This window comes from Ancylomarina sp. 16SWW S1-10-2, assembly GCF_009669305.1.
Lineage (GTDB): Bacteria > Bacteroidota > Bacteroidia > Bacteroidales > Marinifilaceae > Ancylomarina.
In genome coordinates this window covers 61,275-83,658 of the sequence record NZ_SADB01000011.1, presented here as the reverse complement: position 1 = coordinate 83,658, position 22,384 = coordinate 61,275, and the positions used below count along the sequence as shown (strand labels likewise).

21 protein-coding genes are annotated in these 22,384 nt (G+C 29.7%); all 21 read left to right on the top strand.

All coding sequences use genetic code 11. The annotated features are described in order from the left end of the window. Window positions 1–10 precede the first annotated feature (10 nt). The 21 genes from EMN46_RS10910 (at window position 11) to EMN46_RS10810 (ending at window position 22,280) form a co-directional block, all read left to right on the top strand. Window positions 11–1,060 carry a sugar-transfer associated ATP-grasp domain-containing protein gene (locus EMN46_RS10910; RefSeq protein WP_154200840.1) on the top strand — a complete coding sequence of 350 codons (1,050 nt, stop codon included), beginning with the start codon at window positions 11–13 and terminating at the stop codon, window positions 1,058–1,060. 207 nt (window positions 1,061–1,267) lie between these two features. Beyond that, window positions 1,268–2,797, top strand: a complete 1,530-nt coding sequence (locus EMN46_RS10905) for an oligosaccharide flippase family protein (protein WP_154200839.1) — start codon at window positions 1,268–1,270, stop codon at window positions 2,795–2,797. Window positions 2,798–2,834: 37 nt separating this feature from the next. Next, window positions 2,835–3,488 carry a CatB-related O-acetyltransferase gene (locus EMN46_RS10900; RefSeq protein ID WP_154200838.1) on the top strand — a complete coding sequence of 218 codons (654 nt, stop codon included), beginning with the start codon at window positions 2,835–2,837 and terminating at the stop codon, window positions 3,486–3,488. Between the two features lie 33 nt (window positions 3,489–3,521). Then, window positions 3,522–4,664, top strand: coding sequence for a glycosyltransferase family 4 protein (locus EMN46_RS10895; protein WP_154200837.1), 1,143 nt, complete (start codon window positions 3,522–3,524; stop codon window positions 4,662–4,664). Between the two features lie 366 nt (window positions 4,665–5,030). Beyond that, window positions 5,031–6,137 carry a polysaccharide pyruvyl transferase family protein gene (locus tag EMN46_RS10890; RefSeq protein WP_154200836.1) on the top strand — a complete coding sequence of 369 codons (1,107 nt, stop codon included), beginning with the start codon at window positions 5,031–5,033 and terminating at the stop codon, window positions 6,135–6,137. After that, window positions 6,134–7,234, top strand: coding sequence for a glycosyltransferase family 4 protein (locus tag EMN46_RS10885; protein WP_154200835.1), 1,101 nt, complete (start codon window positions 6,134–6,136; stop codon window positions 7,232–7,234). Before EMN46_RS10890 ends, EMN46_RS10885 begins: the two co-directional genes overlap by 4 nt. Window positions 7,235–7,594: 360 nt before the next feature. Further along, complete coding sequence (locus EMN46_RS10880; RefSeq protein ID WP_154200834.1) at window positions 7,595–8,800, top strand: glycosyltransferase; 1,206 nt, start codon at window positions 7,595–7,597, stop codon at window positions 8,798–8,800. 291 nt (window positions 8,801–9,091) lie between these two features. After that, window positions 9,092–9,643, top strand: a complete 552-nt coding sequence (locus EMN46_RS20295; protein WP_304505401.1) for a serine O-acetyltransferase — start codon at window positions 9,092–9,094, stop codon at window positions 9,641–9,643. 124 nt (window positions 9,644–9,767) lie between these two features. After that, entirely contained in the window at window positions 9,768–10,748 is a 981-nt protein-coding gene (locus tag EMN46_RS10870; RefSeq protein WP_195715244.1) for a glycosyltransferase family 2 protein, read from the top strand. Window positions 10,749–10,837: 89 nt separating this feature from the next. Next, on the top strand, window positions 10,838–11,893 hold the full coding sequence (locus tag EMN46_RS10865) for an acyltransferase family protein (protein ID WP_154200831.1): 1,056 nt from the start codon (window positions 10,838–10,840) through the stop codon (window positions 11,891–11,893). A 42-nt stretch (window positions 11,894–11,935) separates the two neighbouring features. Further along, window positions 11,936–13,081 carry an EpsG family protein gene (locus tag EMN46_RS10860; protein WP_154200830.1) on the top strand — a complete coding sequence of 382 codons (1,146 nt, stop codon included), beginning with the start codon at window positions 11,936–11,938 and terminating at the stop codon, window positions 13,079–13,081. A 54-nt stretch (window positions 13,082–13,135) separates the two neighbouring features. Further along, a complete protein-coding gene (locus EMN46_RS10855; protein ID WP_154200829.1) occupies window positions 13,136–14,014 on the top strand; it encodes a glycosyltransferase family A protein in 879 nt (292 codons plus the stop codon). 84 nt (window positions 14,015–14,098) lie between these two features. Beyond that, a complete protein-coding gene (locus tag EMN46_RS10850; protein WP_154200828.1) occupies window positions 14,099–15,214 on the top strand; it encodes a glycosyltransferase in 1,116 nt (371 codons plus the stop codon). After that, window positions 15,211–16,374 (top strand): glycosyltransferase family 4 protein, encoded by a 1,164-nt coding sequence (locus EMN46_RS10845; protein WP_229130337.1) that lies wholly within the window; start codon window positions 15,211–15,213, stop codon window positions 16,372–16,374. Before EMN46_RS10850 ends, EMN46_RS10845 begins: the two co-directional genes overlap by 4 nt. Window positions 16,375–16,410: 36 nt before the next feature. Continuing rightward, window positions 16,411–17,025, top strand: a complete 615-nt coding sequence (locus EMN46_RS10840) for a sugar transferase (RefSeq protein ID WP_154200826.1) — start codon at window positions 16,411–16,413, stop codon at window positions 17,023–17,025. A gap of 171 nt (window positions 17,026–17,196) precedes the next feature. Further along, a complete protein-coding gene (locus EMN46_RS10835) occupies window positions 17,197–17,358 on the top strand; it encodes a sugar transferase (protein WP_304505400.1) in 162 nt (53 codons plus the stop codon). Next, window positions 17,348–18,025, top strand: coding sequence for an acetyltransferase (locus EMN46_RS10830; RefSeq protein ID WP_154200824.1), 678 nt, complete (start codon window positions 17,348–17,350; stop codon window positions 18,023–18,025). Before EMN46_RS10835 ends, EMN46_RS10830 begins: the two co-directional genes overlap by 11 nt. A gap of 81 nt (window positions 18,026–18,106) precedes the next feature. Then, entirely contained in the window at window positions 18,107–19,177 is a 1,071-nt protein-coding gene (locus EMN46_RS10825; protein ID WP_154200823.1) for a GNAT family N-acetyltransferase, read from the top strand. Window positions 19,178–19,621: 444 nt separating this feature from the next. After that, window positions 19,622–20,638: a glycosyltransferase gene (locus tag EMN46_RS10820; RefSeq protein ID WP_154200822.1), complete on the top strand. Its 1,017-nt coding sequence runs from the start codon at window positions 19,622–19,624 to the stop codon at window positions 20,636–20,638. A 33-nt stretch (window positions 20,639–20,671) separates the two neighbouring features. Continuing rightward, a complete protein-coding gene (locus tag EMN46_RS10815; RefSeq protein ID WP_154200821.1) occupies window positions 20,672–21,640 on the top strand; it encodes an ATP-grasp domain-containing protein in 969 nt (322 codons plus the stop codon). Then, on the top strand, window positions 21,621–22,280 hold the full coding sequence (locus EMN46_RS10810) for an HAD family hydrolase (protein ID WP_154200820.1): 660 nt from the start codon (window positions 21,621–21,623) through the stop codon (window positions 22,278–22,280). Before EMN46_RS10815 ends, EMN46_RS10810 begins: the two co-directional genes overlap by 20 nt. Window positions 22,281–22,384 lie beyond the last annotated feature (104 nt).

Genomic DNA, 22,384 nt, shown 5'->3' with positions numbered 1-22,384 from the left:
AATAAAGAGGATGCGTCATTTTGAGAATATAGGACAAATTATGGTTTTTATTAAAGACTCAAATAAAAAGAGTTTTTTAAAAATAATTAAAGAGGTATTTGTACTGTTCTTTATAAAAAGAGAAATTCCATTCTATTATTTTAAATATTTTTTTAGAAAAGAGGTTGAAAATTATTTGGATTACTTAAGCACTGGAGAAGTTAATGTTATTGGGAGTAGTTTTATATTGCATAATCCTGCTTACCGGTCTTTATTAGAAAATAAATTATTTTTTGCGCTGTTATGTGAAAAATCTTCTCTTAACATACCAAAGTTAATCAGTTATAATTTGGGGAATATCTTCTATCACAACAATACAACCACACAAATTTTTAACAAAAGTGAACTGCTTAGCTTTTTTGAACATGTTTTTACGGAAGATAAGCTAGATGGTCTTTTTTTTAGACCACCATCGGAATATGGAGGTAAGGGCTGTTTTAAAATAAACAGAGCCTGTTTAAAAAAAGAATTAGATGATATATTTGACGCGATTATAAGTGGGTATTATGTGCATACTGAAATCATAAAACAGCATAGCGAAATTAATAAGATTCACGATAAATCAGTAAGCACATTAAGAATAATATCTTTGATTACTTCTGAAAATCAACCTAAAATTATTTGTGCGTTTATGAGATTTGGAGTTGGTAATTCCGTTGTTGATAATGTTACTTCAGGTGGTTTTTTTGTTGGAGTAAATATGAATAATGGCACATTAAAAAAAGAGGGGTACAATGATCTTAATAATGGCGGAAAAGTAGTTTATGAACATCCAGATAGCCATTTTAAATTTGAAGGGTTTAAAGTGCCTTATTTTAAAGAAGCTTGTGACGAAGTTCTTAAGGGCGTTAAGGTTATTCCAGATCGATTTATAGGTTGGGATGTTGCGATTACACCTAATGGCCCTATAATAGTTGAAGCTAATTGGCAGCCCGATTTACCAGCGAGTGATATCGCATATGGAGGTTTGTTAAAAAGCTCTCATATTAAAAATATATTAGAAGAATTGAAACAAAAATAAATTCATGAAATGAATAAGAAGACTCTTAATATATATAAACTATTATAATGGTTTATATATGAGCCCGATTACAGAAAAGAGGAAGATAAGTAATCTAATATTCTAATTTTAAAAACTAATATTTTGTCACCAATAGATCAAATGAATATGTTGAATAGTAAAGAAAGAGATTTCAATGTTTTTTTTATTATATAAGAGTTTAAGACTATGGCAATAAATCAGCTTAAAGGAGGGGCCGCTCTTTCTTATATAACTATATTTTTGACCAATATTATTGGATTGTTTCTAACACCTTATATATTAAAGATGTTAGGAACTGCTGAATATGGTTTATATATTTTGATTGGTGCATTTGTTGGTTATATGTCAGTATTAGATTTGGGCTTAAATAATACAATTGTTCGTTTTGTCGCAAAATATCGAGCTGAAGGTGATAGAAAAGGGGAAGAAAACTTTCTTGCTTTAAGTATGGTTACTTATGCTTGTATTTCTGTTTTAGTTATAATAATTGGATTTGTATGTTACTTAAATATTGATGAGATTTTTGGATCATCTTTAACTTTTGATGAAATTCAAAAGGCAAAAGTAATGTTCATAATTCTAATTTTTAATCTAGCAATTACTCTACCTGGAGGATCATTAAGAGGTATCTGTACAGGATATGAAGAATTCATATTGCCTCGTACTGTCAATATATTTCGTTATTTACTTCGGAGTGGAGTCCTTGTAGCTATTTTATTCTTTGGAGGAAAAGCGATTTCAATTGTTATTCTTGATACAGTAATGAATATTCTAATAATAGGTGTTAATGCTACGATTGTATTTGGAAAACTGAAGGTTCGCATAAAACTACATCGATTTGATAGTTTTTTATTGAAAGAGATGTTAGGATACTCTAGTTTTATTTTTGTTTTTGCTATTGTTCAGCAATTTCAATGGAGAGTTGGTCAGGTAGTTTTAGGTATAATTACTGATACGACTCTTGTCGCAATTTATGCAATAGGAGTCATGTTAGGAACTTATTACGGAGCATTTTCAGGTGCAATATCAGGTGTATTTTTACCAAGAGCGACGCAAATGGTTGTAAGTGATAATACTGGAGAGACACTTACCGATATGATGATTCGTATTGGAAGAATATCATTTATTATTCTGTTATATATTTTAATTGCTTTCATTTTATTTGGGAGGCAGTTTATTCTACTTTGGGTAGGACCAGAATATCTTGAATCTTGGCAAATAGCTCTTTGCATTATGTGTGCGATGACTTTACCTTTAATTCAAGGTTTTGGTAGCTCTATTTTGGAAGCCAAGAATAAGCTCGCTTTTAAAGCCTATATTAATTTATCTATGATTGTAATTGGGACTGCTATAGGCATCGCTTTGGTTAAAGTTTATGGTGCTACAGGAATGATTTTAGGTATTTCATTTTCGCTTTTCACTTTTCAATTGATCATGAATGTATATTACCACCGGGTTATTGGATTAAATATTTATAGATTCTATAAACAATTGAGTCATAAAATAATTATGGCACTATGTTTAATACTTGTACCTGCATACTTCCTCAGTATAATGGATATAACTACGTGGTTATCATTTGTTTTTGTTGCCGCTATATATACTGTAATATATGCAGTTTTCATGTATAAAATTGGAATGATTCAATCTGAAAAAGATTTGTTTTCTCAAATATTCAAACCTGCATTATCATTCTTTTTTTCTTCTAAAGGGTGATTTTAATCACAATGAAATCAACTATGTAAACGTCTATATGAGATCTATTGTATTTAAAATCAGAAAACTATTTTGGCGTTTTCTAGGGTTTAGTTATGAAAATGTTCTTCGTAATAATGATACTGTATATTTATCAAGTGATCCATATACTGAAATTGGTGAACATACATATGAAAATGGAGCAAAGATATGGCGATGGACAAAAGCAAAAGTTATAATAGGTAAATTTTGCAGTATTGCTAATGGCGTTAATTTTATAGTTGATGAAGCATTTCATAATTCGTCTTCAATTACATCTTTCCCAATATTTAATAATCTATTTGATAATAATGAAATATTAAATATGAATACAAGAATGACGTGTGATGATTTTAAAGATAAACATATTCAAAAACAAGGTATTATTATTGGGAATGATGTTTGGATTGGAATGGGAGCATATGTAATGCCAGGTGTTATAGTTGGTAATGGAGTTGTAATAGCAGCTAATTCTGTAGTAACAAAAGATATACCTCATTATGCAATTGTAGCAGGTGTTCCTGCAAAAATTATACGTTTTAAATATAGCGATTCTATAATTGAAAGGCTTAACACGATTAAATGGTGGAACTGGAGATTGGATGATATAAAAGATAGAATACAGGATTTTGAGTTAAGTGCAGAAGAATTTACTTCAAAGTATTTAAGGTGAGTTTTTATTAAGTTTAATTATAAAATTGATAACATGAAAATTGTATACTGTATTGGTTCGTTAGCAAAAAAAGGTGGTACAGAAAGAGTCTTAGCTAATAAGGCAAATTACTTTGCTGATAAATTGGGTTATGAAATTCATATTTTTATTAGTGATCAGAAAGGACTTCCGTTTTGTTATGAATTTTCTAAAAATATCAAGTTTCATGATATGGCTACAAGTCAATACGCTCCTAAATTAGTTATAAAAGGTATCTCTTTTTTTGTAATTATTAGGAAACTTAGAAAGGTGTATAAAGCTAGAATAAACAAAATAAATCCTGACGTAATAATTGTATGTGAGAGAGGTTTTGATGATTTTATTTTGCCATATATATGTAAATCTGTACCTAAGGTTCGTGAATTCCATTTTGCAAAAGGAGCAGTAAAAAACAATAGTAAAATTATTAAACCATTAATAGCAAGTTTACATTATCGATTTTTATATTTTCTATTGTTTCGTCAATTTAATAAATATGATTATTTAATCTTACTTACCAATAAAGATCAACAAGAAGGAAATTATAAAACGAATACTGTCGTTATTCCCAATATTGTTGAGTTTGAAGGAGAAAATAGAGTTTCTGACTTAAAAGCTAAAAGTGTTATAAGTGTTGGGAGTATGTCAGATGAGCGTAAAGGTTTCAAAAAACAAATAATTATTTGGAAAGATATTGCTAAGAAACATCCTGAATGGATTTTACATTTATTTGGCGATGGAGCTAGGCGTAGTTATTATACTCAATTGGTTGATAATTTGGATTTGAATGGACAAGTTATATTACATGGTAGTTCTGATAAAATGCCTGATAATTATCTTTCCTCGTCTATATTTATGTTCACATCGTCTGCAGAAGGATTGCCTATGGTATTGCTTGAGGCACAGTCATTTGGTTTGCCTTGTATTTCTTATGATTGTCCCACAGGACCTTCTGACATTATAGAAGATGGATTGAATGGTTTTTTGATAGCAGAAAATGATAAAAATGAATTTATAATTAAGTTGGAGCAGCTTATAGAAAATATAGATTTAAGACGTAAAATGGGTGCTGCGGCTGTTGAAAAGAGTAAATTATTCACATATAAAAATATTGTTCCTAAATGGGAGTCGTTTTTTAATTCGATACTTAAAAAATAACAATATGATTGAAAGAATAACAGCTAACTTTTATGTTTTTTTTTCCCAAATTCAATTTGGATATTTTAAATAAGATATACGATTTATTCCTATTTGTTAAGTATTTATTTTTAATAATTGCTCATAGAGATAAAGATATATTAAGACCTAAATTAACAAAAGAATATCATATTATAGAAAGAAATGTCGTTGCCATTTCCTCTAACAACTTTTGGAAGAGTGAAGATAACACATATGATTCAACGGGATAAATATTATGAATTTGATTCAGATTGGTATGACAGCTTTTTAAAATCAATGAAGGGTTGCCTTGTTGAGTATATTGATTATAATAAAAAACGTAATTAAAATTTTTCACTAAAGGAAATGAAAATAAAGACAATTACCTGTCACGAAGTGTATAATCATGGAGCAAGTTTGCAAACTTATGCTTTACAAACATATTTGGAGAGTTTAGGTCATGATGTGGAAATCATCGATTATAAGCCTCCTTATTTAAGTAAACACTATGATTTATGGTTAGTGGGGAATCCTTTTTATTATAAATATATAATACTTAGAATTATATATGTATTACTAAAATTACCCAATCGACTTATCTCTTTAAAAAGGAAGCGTTCTTTTGATGTATTTGCAAAGAAATATTTAAAGATTTCAACTCATAGATATAAATCTAATGAGGAGTTAAAAGCTAATTGTCCTGAGGGAGATGTGTTTATTGCAGGTAGTGATCAAATATGGAATTGTTTATTTCCAAATGGTAGAGATCCTGCTTTTTATCTTGATTTTGTACCTAAAGAAAAGGTAAGAGCTTCTTATGCAGCTAGTTTTGCTGGGTCAACATTAGATAAAGAATACCATAATATGGTAAAAGAAAGGGTATCGTTTTTAAACTACGTTTCCGTACGGGAATCAAGTGGTCTCGAAATTCTTAAACAAATTGGAATCAATAATGCAAAACAAGTTCTAGATCCCGTTTTTCTTCTCGATAAGACCTACTGGAATGCTTTGGCTACAGAATATTATAACGATGAATACTTGTTTGTTTATGATTTTGAAGGCAGTGAGCAAATAAAAAAGATTTGTTTGAAAATTGCCAAAGAACATAAATTGAAAATTTTTTCAATTAATTGTACAAGTTCATATATCGATAAGAAGTTCTCTTATTCAGGACCAGAAACTTTTCTTTCATTAATAAAATATTCCAAATATGTTGTTTCCAATTCTTTTCATGGAACAGCGTTTGCCTTGATTTTTGAAAAAGAATTTGTTGTCGTAGAACGCTCGGAAGGAATCAATGCTAGAATGATTGACCTTTTAAAGAATTTAAATATTCAAGAACGACTAATAACAACTTATCAACCATTACAAGCAATTAACTATTCTCAAGTAAATATTCAAATTGATAATTTAGTTCAGAAATCAAAAAAATATTTGAATAGTGTTTTAACCAAAAGAGAAATTTCAAAATGAGATTATTATATATAACAAATCAAATTTATGGTTCGGGTGGTTTAGAACGTGTTCTTTCTGTTAAAGCAAATTATTTAGCTGATATTTTAGGCTATGAAATTCATATTATAACGCTAAATCAGCGAGATAAATCTCTTTTTTATAACTTTAGTGAGTCTCTTAATTATCATGATATCAGTGTCAGACAAAACAATTCTTTCTTATACATATTTGATTATATAAAAGGTATCAAAAGAATTATTAATAAGATTCAGCCTGATGTAATATCTGTGTGTGATGACGGTTTAAAAGGAATGTTGTTTCCCGTTATTTTTGGAAAAAAGATACCTGTTATATTTGAACGTCATGTTTCTCGACAAATCGAATTCAGAAGTGATAAGATTTCAGTACATGATAAGTTGTGGCTACGAATTAAAGCCCTATTAATGAATTATGGAGGATCTAAATTTCATAAATTTATTGTTTTAACTAAAGGAAATTTAAAGGAGTGGAATCTAAATAATTTAATGGTTATACCCAATCCCTTACCATTTTATGATTCGGAATTTTCAGAACTTAATAGTAAAAATATTCTTGTGGTGGGAAAACAATCGTATCAAAAAGGCTATGATCGATTACTAGAAATTTGGAGAAAAGTTCATCAAGACTATCCAGATTGGAAGCTTGATATTTATGGAGTATTAGATCCTAATTCGGGCTTGGAGGAATTGGTGAAAGATTTTAATATAGGTCCATCAGTAAATTTTTATCCTCCAGTGAAGGACATTGGAGATAAATATAAATGTGCCTCTATTTATTTAATGACTTCACGCTTCGAAGGTTTTGGTATGGTTCTAATAGAAGCAATGAGCTATGGAGTACCATGTATCTCATTTGATTGTCCGTATGGCCCCTCTGATATTATACTAGATGGAGTCGATGGTTTTCTCGTTTCAAATGGGGATATTGATCTGTTTGCTGATCGTATCAAATTGTTAATAAAAGATTCTAACAAAAGATCTGATATGGGAAAACTTGCGAGGAAAAATGTTCTTAGATACAGTCCTGCTAAAGTAGTGAATCAATGGGATAATTTATTCCGTTATTTAACAACTTGAGTGTAAAGAGAATCGTAATACTGTTCAGCTAATCCACAGAATATATAGGTTTTATGAAAAAGTCAGCAACAAAAATTAATTATTGGGTTGTAAATTTTAATTGTGAAATTACAATTACTAGCATAGACAATCAATATAACCTTTAATTTATATACTAGACAAGGGTTTAAACTCTTTTTACTTGAGAATAAATCGTAATTAAATACTATGTATATTTATTCTTGACATGGAACTTTTCACTCATAAAATTTTCCAAATATGTCGTTCTCTTTTCTTTTTATGGATAAACTTTTGCCTTTTGGATAATCTAAACATTTATATGTAGAATGTTTTTTGATGAATATTTAATTGTTTTGTCTTATGTTTAAAAAGAAGCGTGTATTTATTTGTATTCATTATATGGAAATTGGTGGAGCGGAGCGAAGCTTATTGGGTTTATTAAACGCTTTCGATTTGAGTAGATTTGATGTTGATTTATTTGTGTATCAGCATACAGGTGAGTTTATGTCATTAATTCCAAAAAATATAAATTTACTTCCTGAGATAAAAAAATATTCCACAATTGAACGTCCTATGATTGATGTTTTAAAAGAGGGTTTTGTTGATATTGTCATTGCTAGATTAATTGCGAAGTATAAGTATCAACGATATATTTCAAAGAATAAGTTAATTGATCATTCATCAAGTTTCCAATTTATAGCTAATGCAACTACGCCTCTCCTTCCATCCCTTAATAAATTAGGAGAATATGATTTAGCTATTAGTTTTGTTACGCCACATAATATTATACGTGATAAGGTATTGGCAAAAAAGAAGATTGCTTGGATACATACAGATTATTCCAATGTACAGATAAATAAAAAACTTGAATTACCGGTTTGGAATTCCTATGATAATATTATATCAATTTCAGAAAGTGTTTCAAAAACATTCTTGAAAGTCTTTCCATCTCTAGAAGATAAAATTGTCTTGATAGAGAATATCCTTTCTCCCAATTTTGTTCGAGAACAAGCAGAATCTGAAAATGTAGAATCAGAAATGCCTAATGAGGAAGGGGTGATAAAGTTATGTTCTGTTGGCAGATTTACTAGAGCAAAAAACTTTGATAATGTTCCAAGTATTTGTAATAAAATTATTAGAGCTGGCTTAAATGTTAGGTGGTATATCATCGGGTTTGGTGGTGACTTAAATCTTATTAAACAGAATATTGTAAAAGAAGGAATGCAAGAACATGTTATTTTATTAGGGAAAAAAAATAACCCTTACCCTTTTATGAAAGCTTGTGATATTTATGTTCAACCATCAAGATATGAAGGGAAAGCTGTAACAGTTCGGGAAGCACAGATGCTTTATAAACCTGTTGTTATTACAAATTTTCCAACAGCAAAAAGTCAGTTGACTGATGGAGTTGATGGAATTATAGTTCCTATAGATAATGATAGTGTGGCGAGAGAATTGAAAAGTTTTATTAAAAATAAAGATATGCAAATACGTTTAATTACAAACTTACATTCTACAGACTATGGAAATGAGATTGAAGTAAACAAGATCTATAATATTGTATGAAGCTTTTGTAAATTAGTATTTGGGTTGTTTTGAATACTTTTTTAGAAGCTTGTCCATTTGAATTTCCACTTATTTAATTCGATTGTTCGATAGGAAATTTAATATTATTTATACTAATGACATTGGTGTATTAGATAATAATATAGGTTTCTTGATGTTTTTGATAATTTGTGTTTTGATATTAATATCAAAAGAGTATAATTATAGGCTTTTTTTTTAAAAGCTCTTAAAATTGAATCTTAGCTGATACTATAATGTAGAGGATTATTAAATTTTAATTTATTAATGATTATGAAATTATTATTTTTTTTTGGTCAATTATTTTTTTTACCTCATTTTATTTTATTTTCTTTTTCAAAGAATAAGAAAGTAATTATTGTGGATTTATTTGCACAAAGAGCAGAGAAGGAAGGGTGCTTGTGGTACTATTTAACTCTTGAATTGTTAACCAATAGATATTTTAGAACCTTATTTTATTTCAGAACACCTGGATTTTTCTCTAAGATTCTACGAATTTTCTATCCCAAAGATCCTAGTTTTCTAATTTCTCCTCATACAAATTTAGCTGGAGGAATATTCTTAGGACACCCATTCTCTACAATAATTAATGCAAAGGAAATTGGGCCTAATCTTTTTATTAATCATTTAGTTACTATTGGAGCGAAAAATGGTGAGACACCTACTATTGGGGCGAATGTTAGTATCCGTGCAAATGCTATAATTATAGGAGGTGTTACCATTGGCGATAATGCTACTATAGGGGCTGGAGCAGTTGTTGTTAAGGATGTACCTAGTGGAGCAACTGTGGTTGGCAATCCAGCAAAAGTTATATGTCAAGACTAAGTTCTTTTACTTGTGTGTGATAATTAAAAAAAGTTCTATTGACAATATTTTAATTGATATAGCATTAAACCTAATTTATGTTTAGTGTTGTAGTGATTGTTATGTTGCCATTAACAAAATGAGTATGAAAATAAGTTTACTTATACCAGTATATAATGCTGGAGACCTTTTACATAAGTGTTTAAAAAGTATCTTGAATCAAGATATTGGATTTGAATATGAGATTGTTTTGGTTGATGATGGTTCCACGGATAAAAGTGTTGAGATAATTAGAGCGTACCAGTTAGAATATTCTAATGTTGTTCTTGTTCAACAAAAAAATTCTGGATCTGCAGCAGCTCGAAATACAGCCTTAAAATATGCTAAGGGTGAGTATTTATGGTTTATTGATCAGGATGACTTCATAGATAGTCTTGTTTTAAGTAAAATTTATAAAATTTTAAATGCTCATTCACCTGATGTTGTTTTGATGGGATGGAAACATGTAACCAGTGATGGTGAAATAAAATCTCATACTAAATATAAAAATGGAATAACCGATGGAACTTCTTTGATGAAAAGAGGTATATTTCCTAATCAATTGTGGAATAAGCTTATTAGTTCTAAATTAATGAAACGAAATAGTTTGTTGTTTAAAGATGATACTTTAATGGCGGATGATTTTCATATGAGTTTTCGTGTTATGTTTTATGCACAGGAGATAATTATGACTGATTTTTATGCTTACAATTGGTTATATAACCCTATATCTATTAGTAATAAGAGAGGACATAAACATTTAGAAAATATTGCAATAGATAGTTTGTCTGTAGGGTCTGATTTGGAAAGATTTATTCAAAATAATAATAATGATTATAAGAAGATTCAATTCCAAAAGTGGCTCAATAATTTCTGGTTTGGTTTGTTTTTCAGTTTATATCGATTTGAATATGATTTAGAATTTATAAAACGAATTATTAGAGAGATGAAAAGTCAGGGTATTTATCCTGTTTCTAGGAGTGGATTAACTTGTAAAAGATCGCTTTTTACTACAATTGTTAATTCAAAATTATTTTTTGCAATATGTAAAGTAAATAGAGTTGTGAAGCACCTTTGTTCAATTTAAAATCAATATCTATAAGAGTGTTATTTTATTGACTAAAAGTGGATTAATTGCAGCGTTTGATTAGGAATATTCATTGATATCATATCAGTATGGATATACATACGAGTATTAAAATTAGACAGATTTCATTTCTTTCTATTATCATGGTAGTCATTCTGCATGCATATAGTTATGAAGTTATGAATGTTTCGGAATCATCATTTAATTTTTTTATACAAAATTTCATTTCAAATGGAATTGTTAAAATTGCAGTTCCTACATTTTTTTTTATCTCGGGATTCCTTTTTTTTCGGAACTTTACAGAAACTTTTCAAGATATTAAGAGAAAATTTAAAAGGAGGATTAATACTTTAATCTTACCTTATTTTTACTGGTGTGCTTTTTGGTTTTGTTTTATTTTTATTCTGCAGATATTACCAATAAGCAAAGTTTATTTTAGTCATCCTTTGTATCAAATGTCCTTTGCCGATAATATTTGGAATGCATTTTATGAACCGATTAATTATCCATTTTGGTTTATTCGTGAATTGATAGTTTATATATTTTTAATTCCACCATTATATTTTGTCCCTAGAAAAGCACAGATATTATTTTTGCTAGTGATATTTGGTGTATCGTTGATTCAAACGTCTCTTGTAATTATTTGGAAAGTTCCGTTTATTCATTTTTTTTCATTTCTGTTTTTCGTTGCAGGTTCCATAGCAGGGCTTCGTAAGTATTCATTAATCTTAAAACTGAAATTGTATCAGTGGCTACTTATATCAGTAGTTTGGATAATTTTAATTATTTGTCGTATTTCAAATATATCTAATGGATTTTCTGATTTTGCTATAGATTTTTTAGGCAAAATAGAAATAATGATTGGTGTTCTAACATTGTGGTTCGGTTATGATTTATTACCTAAGTCATTTAAGAAAATCAAAAGTAATATCTATTCTTTTACTTTTATCATATACGCATTTCATGGTATTCCTATTGTGATTTTCAAAAAGTTTTTTTCTGGAATTTTGGGTGATAATTCTTATGTGGAGTTGCTGTTTTATTTTTTAGTACCACTAGTAGTGATATTATTGAGTGTTTTTGTTGGTAAAAAATTATTAAAAAGACATCCTCTCTTTTACACCAAAATTACTGGAGGGCGTTAATTCTAGATAATTCATCGGGTTTAATAACTAGAAGTTTAATAAATGTTTGAAATTCCCTTAGAGTATTATACTGAGGTATATTACAATGTAATCTTACTGCTTGTTCTGATTATTATTATTCATACCAATTCTTTTGTTGGATATGAATCTAGTTGTCTTGTGTTTAATAAAACAGCTGCACTTTTAACGCTTCTATTTGTAGTTTTATATATGGGGGTTCGACCTATTAGTGGTAAGTATTTTGGGGATATGGCAACTTATGCTAAGCAATTTGAATACCTTGCAAGTGGTGGTAACAAACAAGTTCAAAAGGATATTGTTTTTCAATTTTTCATGAGTAAGAGTGCATCTGTAATGAATGTGCATGCATTTTTTGTATTGTGTAGTCTCTTGTATATTTTACCTGTTTATTTGGCATTTACTCGTTGGTATTCCAATTACACTTTTTTCGCTCTTTTAATTTTTATTGGTAGTTTTTCTTTTTGGTCTTATGGAACAAATGGTATTCGGGCAGGTATAGCAAGTTCTTTTTTTATTTGTGCATTATCCTACAGAAAATCGATAGGCATCATGTCGATATTATTTCTGATTTCGGTTCTTTTTCACAAGTCGATGCTTTTGCCTTTATTAGCTTTTGGCTTAACATTTATAAATAACAGTTCAAAACTGTACCTATATGCTTGGATATGTTCTATTGTTCTTTCTGTAACAATGGGTGGCTTTTGGGAGCATTTCTTTGCAAGCTTGGGTTTTGCTGATGATAGGTTTGCTGGTTATTTAACAAGTACAGGGAATGCTGATCAATTTTCACATACTGGTTTTCGATGGGATTTCTTATTGTATAGTTCAACAGCTGTAGCAGCAGGAGCAGTATATATATATAAATATCATTTTAAGGATAAGTTATATCATCAAATTTATAATACCTATTTACTGAGTAATGCCTTTTGGATTTTAGTTATCCGTGCCAGTTTTTCCAATCGTTTTGCCTATTTATCCTGGTTTTTAATGGCTATCGTTATTATATACCCTCTTCTAAAGGAAAAAATGTTGAAGTATCAATACGCCTTAATAGGGCTTGTGATTCTGCTGTATTTCTCTTTTACATATTTCATGTTTTATTATCTCGGTATGCGTGAACCTCTTGGAGGGGGCAATGAAATAGCCCTATTGGTGTCTGGCTTTTAGGGAATATTAATTGAATTTATTTAAAGGATTAGTAATTAAGCAATCAAATTCTATATGAAAAAGATTACAATTTTCACTCCTACCTACAATCGCGTTGCATTATTACCTAGAGCTTACGATAGTTTAAAAAGGCAAACATGCAAAAATTTCGAATGGCTAATTATTGATGATGGAAGTCAGGATGAAACGCGAGCTTTAATTGAAAGTTATATTTTAGAAAATGAAATTGATATTGTCTATATCTATCAAGAAAACAGAGGACAATATTTTGCAACTAACACAGCAATTACTAATGCGAATAGTGAACTTTTTGCATTTTTAGATAGTGATGATTATTTGGCAGACAATGCTATTGAGCGTTTAATTTATTTTTTCGAAAAAATTAAAAGTAATGATGAATTCGCGGGTGTTGCAGGCCTAAAAGCATATTTTGATGGAAGCTGTGTCGGAGGTGAGGTCGATTATGATACGCTTGATTGTACGAATATTGATTATAGGTATAAATACAAGTATACTGGTGATAAGTATGAATGTTTTAAAACTAAATTGATCAAGGAACATTTATTTCCAATATTTGAGGGTAAATATGCCCCAAATGCTCTTTTGTGGAATAGAATGTCCCATAAGAAGATGCTGCGTTTTTTTAATGAGAAACTTTATTTCTGCGAATACGAGCCGGGTAGTATGTCTAGCACAATTGTTCAAAACAGACAAAGTACACCAGATGCCTATCTATTGCATTACTCAGAATTGAGTAAATACAAAATTCCCTTGTGGTATAAATTGAGGGCAGGTATCAATTTTTGGAGATTTGCACCCTATTCTAAAAAATCAATTAAGGACAAAATACGACAGATTGGTGTTTTGAATACATTAATCTCTATTGTTCCTGGATTTTTCATGTTTCTAAAAGATCCCAAGTACAAATTATAATAAAGAATTTCTGATGTATAATTTAATATATGAGTAAAATATATTTTACAGATTATTTCGTAGGTCCATTATTCAAATTATATCATGAATGTAATAAAAAATAGAAAGTTTAATATCATTTATTTAATTACTTCTTGGAGTTATGGTGGTGCTGAGTTTCAAGTAATGCACTTAGCAGAAAAAATGCTTAAATTGGGGCATCGAGTTACTGTAATTTCAATGATTAAACCTGATGATGAGTTTTTAAATCTTTCAAACAAGTTGAGTATTGATGTTCTTAGTCTTGGAATGAAAAAGGGATATCCTGATGTGAGAGCTATATCTAGGTTGTTAAGGATAATTAAAAAGTTAAAGCCACATGTTCTGCATGCACACATGATACATGCAGTTTTTTTAGCCCGAATTAGTAAGATATTTTCTAAGAAGTTTCCTCGTTTAATATCCACTGCCCATAATATTGATGAAGGTGGTGGAATTAGAGATTATTTTTATCGATATACAGATTTTTTGTCATCCTATAATACTAATGTAAGTCAAGTAGGTACAGATTTATATATAGAAAAAGGTTTGTTTTCAAAAGATAAAACAACCTTTGTTCCTAATGGTATTGAATTACCAAAAAAGAAAAATAAATTATTTACAATACAGCCTAGTTTAAAGAATGATAAACCTTTTATTTTTTTAGCTATTGGACGTTATAATATTCAAAAAGATTATCCTAATCTCGTGAATGCTGTTAAATTTTTAGCTGATAAAAATAGTCGGAAATTTCAGGTATTAATTGCTGGTGATGGAGAAGGGCAGGAATCAATACAAAGATTAATTGAGATTGAAGGCTTGGCTTCGTACTTTAAGCTATTAGGAAGACGAAATGATATTGCAGATTTAATCTGTCAAGCTGATTCATTTGTAATGTCCTCAGCTTGGGAAGGATTACCCATATCGATTTTAGAAGCTGCAAGTCATGGATTACCAGTTGTGGTTACAAATGTTGGAGGCTGTTCTGAAATTATCGAGAATGATAAAAATGGTTTTTTAGTTTCTCCTAGAAATTCTGAAAAGCTTGCAATTTCAATGCAAAAAATGATGAATCTTTCAGAAGGTGATAGAAAACAAATGGGAGCGTATTCTATTGAGAAAATCCGAGAAGAATATTTGATGGATGTTGTAGTTGAAAAATGGTTGACTTTGTATCAATGAGTAAAAGAAAAATATTTCGTATTGCTGCGGTTCCAGTAACGCTATCTGGTTTTCTGAAAGGGCAACTTCGCTTCCTGAATAAATATTTTGATATTTATGCTGTTGCATCGCCAGGGAGTGCCCATTCTGATATTCATAAAGGCGAAGGTGTTGGTAGTTTTGAAATAAATATTGAGCGTAGAATAAATATGCGTAAGGATTTAATATCATTGTTCAAGTTATATCATTTATTCAGAAGGGAAAAACCAGATATAATTCATTCTATGACTCCTAAGGCTGGTTTGTTAAGCATGACTGCTGGCTTTTTTGCAAGAGTACCTATACGAATTCACACTTTTACTGGGTTAATTTTTCCTAGCGAATATGGTTTTATGTGTTTTTTATTGAAAACCATGGATTGTTTAACATGCTTATTTGCGACAAAGATTATTCCTGAAGGACAAGGGGTTAAAAATGATTTGATAAATAATTGGATAACTAGAAAACCTCTAGAAGTGATAGGCAACGGTAATGTTAATGGTATAGATACGAAATACTTTTCTAAGTGTGAGATATCTGAAGATAAACAGTTGGCTTTATGTTCTAAATTGGATGTTAATAAGAATCATATTGTTTATATTTTTGTTGGTCGAATTGTTGGTGATAAGGGAATTAATGAATTGGTTGCAGCATTTAGTAGACTTTATGAATTTGATGACCTTGCTCGATTACTTTTAGTTGGTCCTTTCGAAAAAGAATTAGATCCATTATTACCATTAACAGAAGAAAAAATAATAAATCATCCTGGAATTATTTGGGTAGGTTATCAAGAGGATGTGCGTCCTTTTTTTGCTATATCTGATGTTTTCATTTTACCGTCCTATAGAGAAGGTTTTCCTAATGCTGTTATGCAGGCTGGAGCTATGGATTTACCTTGTATTGTAACCAATATAAATGGGTCTAATGAAATTATTGAAGATGGTCATAATGGGATTATCATTCCACCTAAAGATGTTGAAGCTCTCTATGCTGCAATGAAGGATTTGTTTGTGAATAAAGAGAAACGAAAAATGTTGACTCTTACAGCTCGTCAAAATATTATTGATAGATATGAAAGGCAATTTGTATGGGATGAGTTACTTAAGGAATATGAAAGTCTATTGAATGAGATCAAAGAATAACTTGAAGTGAGTTATTTCTAATAAAACGAATTGAATATGTATTTACGTGTTAAATGGATTTTGGATAGGATTCTAGCTTTTTTAGGTTTGATAGTTTTTTCACCTTTTTTTTTTATTATTACGATTGCACTTTTTATTGTTAATAATAGTAATCCTTTTTTTACTCAGTATCGACCTGGTAAAAATGAAAAAATCTTTAAGCTTATTAAATTTAAAAGCATGACAGATGAGCTGGGTGTTGATGGAGAATTACTTTCTGACGCCCAACGTTTAACTAAAATTGGAAACTTTATTCGAAAAACCTCTTTGGACGAATTGCCTCAATTATTTAATGTTCTAAAAGGAGAAATGAGTATGATAGGACCAAGACCATTACTTCCAGAATATTTACCCTATTACACCAAAGAAGAAACTTTAAGACATACTGTTCGTCCAGGCATTACAGGTTTGGCTCAGGTTTTAGGTCGTAATAATTTATCATGGGAGAACAAGTTACAATTAGACGTTGAATACGTCCATAATATGTCACTTAAACAAGATGTTTCTATTTTTCTACTGACCATTAAAAATGTAATTATTTGTAAAGATATTGTCGTGATATCTAATGTTAATGGCGATAGGTTAGATTATGAACGGAAAGAAAAAATATAGTGGTTATAGATAAAAAAACGTGTAATAGACTGTTTATATTGCTTAAATAGTCTAGTGATCTTTGAGATTATGGTTACCAGTTTCTCTGGGAAGAATAAGAAAGAGGATTGTGCATTATAAAGGGCTTTGTGCTTATGGCTTTTTATGATTGAATCTTGTTGGAATTTTTTTTTGAGTAGGAAATTTGGTTTAGATATTTACTATGTGGACCATATTCGTTTTGGTTTGGATTTAAAGATATTATTTAAAACAATTTTTAATGTGTTGATGGGGAAAGATGAAACGCCTATTAATGCTGAAATAATGGAGGAGTTTTTAGGAAATGAAAGATAGAAACTATTTACTTTATGGAGGTAGCGGGCATGCCAAGGTTGTTGTAGAATGTATTAAGGCTAATCATGGGAATGTTATGGGTTTTTTTGATGATAACCCCGAATTGACAGGCTTTAAGGATGTTCCTTTTTTAGGTGCATATCGAAGCGAAAATCACACACATCCTTTGATTGTGGCTATTGGCGATAATCGAATTCGAAAAAGAATTGTTGAACAGGTTAGAGCTTTATTTGGCTCAATTCAACATCCTTCTGCTAGCATTTCTCCAACGGCTCAAATTGGAGAAGGAACAGTCATTATACGAAATGCCATTTTACAGGTTGATTGTAAAATTGGTAGGCATGTAATTCTTAATACGGGATCTTCCGTTGGTCACGAATGTACTTTGTCCGATTTTGTACATATATCGCCTCAGGCAACCTTGTGTGGTAATGTTAAGGTAGGAGAGGGTACTCAAATTGGAGCTGGAGCAACTGTTATACCTGGAATAAAAATTGGTAGTTGGGGCATTATTGGAGCTGGTGCAGTGATTATTAGAGATGTGCCAGATTATGCGATTGTGGTTGGTAACCCAGGTCGTATTATAAGGTATTATGAACCTCAACAAAAATTATGGTCTTTGGGTGATTCTCTAAAAAATAAATCGAATTTGAGTTCTAGTCTTTAATTTTTTAATTAAATAATGTTTGAAGTTAGATTTCAAATTTCTATTAAAGAAGATCGTCTTTTATATTGAAAATATTGTCATATGAAAATACTTTATGTCAAAAAAGAAGCAGATTATCAAGCTTGGTTAAATATTTGGAAAGGATGGAATGGAAAAGAAATTTTTGCACATCCTGATTATTTAAATCTTTTTGATGACTATTCAGAAGCATTATGTGCTGTGTTGAGCAGGGGTGATCTAATGGTTATTTATCCCTTTTGTTTAAGAAGTTTATCTGTTGAATTTAACGAAAACCATGATTATAAAAAATGCAAAGATATTATCTCTCCTTATGGATATGGAGGTTTGTACCTTATTGGTGAGGGTGATTTCAACTCGATTTTGGATGAATTTTACTCAAAATTTGAAAAATGGGCCATATCGCAAAACGTGATTAGTGAGTTTATTCGTTTTGATTTATACAGCAAAAGTCGTGAAAAATTTAATGGTGAAGTAAGTCATAATAATGAGAATATTGTATGCGATTTACGGAAAGGTAAAGATCAGCTTTGGAAGGAATTTAAACCTAAGGTGAGAAATAATGTAAGAAAAGCTGTTAAAAATGATTTGAGTTTAGTCTTAGATCTTGATGGAAAACAGATTGAAGCTTTTTTGGATATTTATTATGGTACAATGGATAGACTAATGGCAAATGAAAAATATTATTTTAAGCGTGAATTTTTTGAACGAATTCATGATAAATTGAAAGGTCATTTTGTTTATTTCTATGCAAAAAAGGGTAATCAAATTCTATCTGTTGATTTAGTTTTAATATCAGATCATAAAATTTACTCATTTCTTTCGGCTACAGATAGAGATTCTTTTCAATACAGGCCAAATGATTTTGTTAAATATAACATTATTCAATGGGGAATAGATAATAATAAAAGTTATTACGTTTTAGGAGGAGGTCATAAGTTGTTAGATTCGTTATTTTCCTATAAAAAAGCCTTTGCTCCAGAGGGTGTTGTTCCCTTTTATGTAGGGAAAAAAATCTATAACCCTAAGTTGTATTGTCAGTTGGTTGAACTTAAGGAAAAAAAATTGTTGGAGAATTTCGATGTCCTGAATCGAGATTCCGAGTTTTTTCCTCTATACCGGATGCAGTCTTAAATGAATTAGAGTTTCTCTTTAAAAAAAGATATACGTTTTTTTTAATTCTAGAATATTTTCACTTATTTTTTTCAAGAGTCTTTTTCCAATTTGAGTTATGAAGCTAGAGTTCTGTTACTGCTTTGTATTGTAACTACATAAATATTTGCAATGAAATTATTGAAAATGGATTTAAAGACATATCGTTTTACCTAAAAATAAAGAAGTACTTTTTATACAATGCACGATTTACAAATTAATATAGAAAAACGAAAAGAGTTAACTTTTAAATCTCGTTAGAATATTATTAATGCAATATGTGATTTTATTAACATATTTTTTATAATTTGTCTTGAAATTAGATTCCCATCAATTGATTATGAGTGTGAAAAAAGTTTAGATTACTGAGGTTATTAGAGTTTGTAATCATGTTGCAATAGAGAAATTTAAATAAAACTATTAATTATGTTGTTAAGTATTATTATTCCAGTTTATAATGGAGAAAAATATCTAGCTAGATGTTTTGATAGTTTATTTAATCAAGATTTAGATCATCGAGATTATGAAGTTATTGTTGTGAATGATGGATCTTCAGATTCAAGCTTAGATATAGTTAATATTTATAAGAGTAAATATGAAAATCTTAAAATTATAAGTCAGGAGAATCAAGGCCAAAGTGCCGCACGAAATATTGGCATAAGGGAAGCTAAAGGTGAATATCTATTTTTTGTTGACTCAGATGATTATATCGCTCCACTTGTTTTAAAAAATCTTATAAATATTGCAGTTATTTCACAATTAGATTTCTTAGGTTTTTCTATGACTAACACGTCTAGTTCGAATTACAAGTCAATTGTAGATTTTTCAAAATTTAATCCAGATGATATCCAGGTATATGATGGGCTTTCATATATATCAAACTTTAATTATTATAATACAGTATGGTGGTATTTGTTTAGAAGAGATATACTTGTTATTACAAACCTGTTATTTGAGGAAGGAAAGATTATTGAGGATGGAATTTTTACTACAGAATTGCTTCTTAATTGCAAGCGGGCTTCGTATTTAGATTTAAATATTTATAGATATTTTATTAATGAAGATTCTATTATGCATAATAAGTCGAAATCTCACCTGGCAAAGATAAGCGAGGATTTCAAATTTATAGTGCATAAATTTACAAATCTCATAAAGTTGGCTGATCGCAAAGGTGCTGATAGTAATGCTATTAAAAGATTGAGGGCTAGGCAGGAATCTTATGTGTTTTTTCTCTTCATTAGGTTACTTAAAGACAATGTGTCTTTTAAAGAGATTAAACAATTTATTCTAGAAATGGATTCCATTAATGTATATCCTTTAAATAACTTTATTGGTCTTGATTATAATTCAATAAAACTTAAAATATTAACAACGATTTTTAATCATAAAACATTATTGTTCTTTTTTATGAAATTAAATAGCTGCTTAAAAATTATTAAATAAAGTTTTTCAAATCTTAATTTTATTATTCATTTTATGAATATATTAATTACTTCAGCAGGAAGACGAGTATCATTGGTACGTGCTTTTCAAAAAGAGTTAAAACAATATTTTCCTGATGGTAAGGTTTATACTACAGATGTGAATCCAACACTGTCTTCTGCCTGTCAAGTGGCTGACGGTTCCTTTAAAGTAAATAAAGTAACAGATGACAGATATATTGACTATTTAATACGTTTGTGTATTGATAATCGTATCAAAATAATTATACCTACAATTGATACGGAACTGATTCCGTTAGTATGTAATAAAGGCAGATTTGCCGATATAGGTGTGCATTGTTTGGTGGCTGATGAAAAGCTTGTAGGAGCTTGCAGAAACAAACGCTTAACCCATAAGCTTTTTAAAAAATATCATGTTCCTTTTGCAAAGGAATTTTCTCATGATTCACCACAGTTTCCTATGTTCATAAAACCAATTGATGGTAGTTCAAGTAAGGGTTTGTATTTTATCGAAGATGAATCTCAGTTAACATTGGATTTAATTGAAAATAAAAAATTAATGTTTTTAGAATATATTAATCCTAAAAAACATAAAGAATATACGCTTGATTTATATTACGATAGGCATGGCGATCTTAAATGTGTGGTTCCAAGAGAACGTATAGAGGTTCGTAGTGGGGAAATTACCAAGGGGATAACATCCAAAAATAAATTAGTTGACTATGTGAAAAATCATTTTTCTCAAGAAAAAGGTTTTCATGGATGTATTACTTTACAACTCTTTTATAATGCTAAAACTAATTTTGTGTGTGGAATAGAAATTAACCCTCGTTTTGGAGGAGGATATCCCCTAAGTTATCATGCTGGTGCCAACTATCCTAAATGGATTATAGAAGAGTATCTTTTAGGTAAATCAATTGAAGAATTTGATGACTGGGAAGATGGTTTGGTTATGCTTCGTTATGATGATGAAATATTAGTTCATGGATCTACATATAAATAAAAAATCGGTAATTATTTTTGATTTGGATGATACGCTTTATCAGGAAGTTGATTATTTAAAATCAGCTTATAAAGAGATTGTTGATCCTTATGTTAGTTCTCGTATTATGTATATGCAGATGATGTCTTGGTTTCGAGAGGGAAAGGATGTTTTTCAGAATCTTTATGAAAATTATGATCTAAGAAAAAATAAATTACAACTGATAGAGCAGTATAGAAAGCATTTCCCTAACATAAAACTAAACTCTGGAGCAAAATTATTTATTGAAGAATTATATAATTATTCTATCGTGATGGGGCTTATTACTGATGGACGTTCCTTAAGCCAACGTCATAAAATTAAAGCTCTAGGATTGAATGATTGGATTAATGAGATTGTAATTTCTGAGGAGTTAGGTTCAGAAAAGCCCAATTTTAAAAATTATAGAACTATCTCTCAAAAATATATTGGTTCAAACTTTATTTACATTGGAGATAATCCACAAAAAGATTTTATAACTCCTAATAGTATGGGATGGTATACAATAGGTATCAAAGATAAAGGAGATAATATTCATTCTCAAGATATACCTTTAGACATTACATTTCAACCTCATGTCTGGCTAAGTTGTTTCGAAGAAATTAAGCTTATCTATTCTTGATCTTTTTTACAATTCCATAGATAGTTTCCCATAAAAAATCTTTCCCCAGAGGAAATTATTCCCTTTTATGTGGGGTATAATATTCACAACTCCAAGTTGTATTG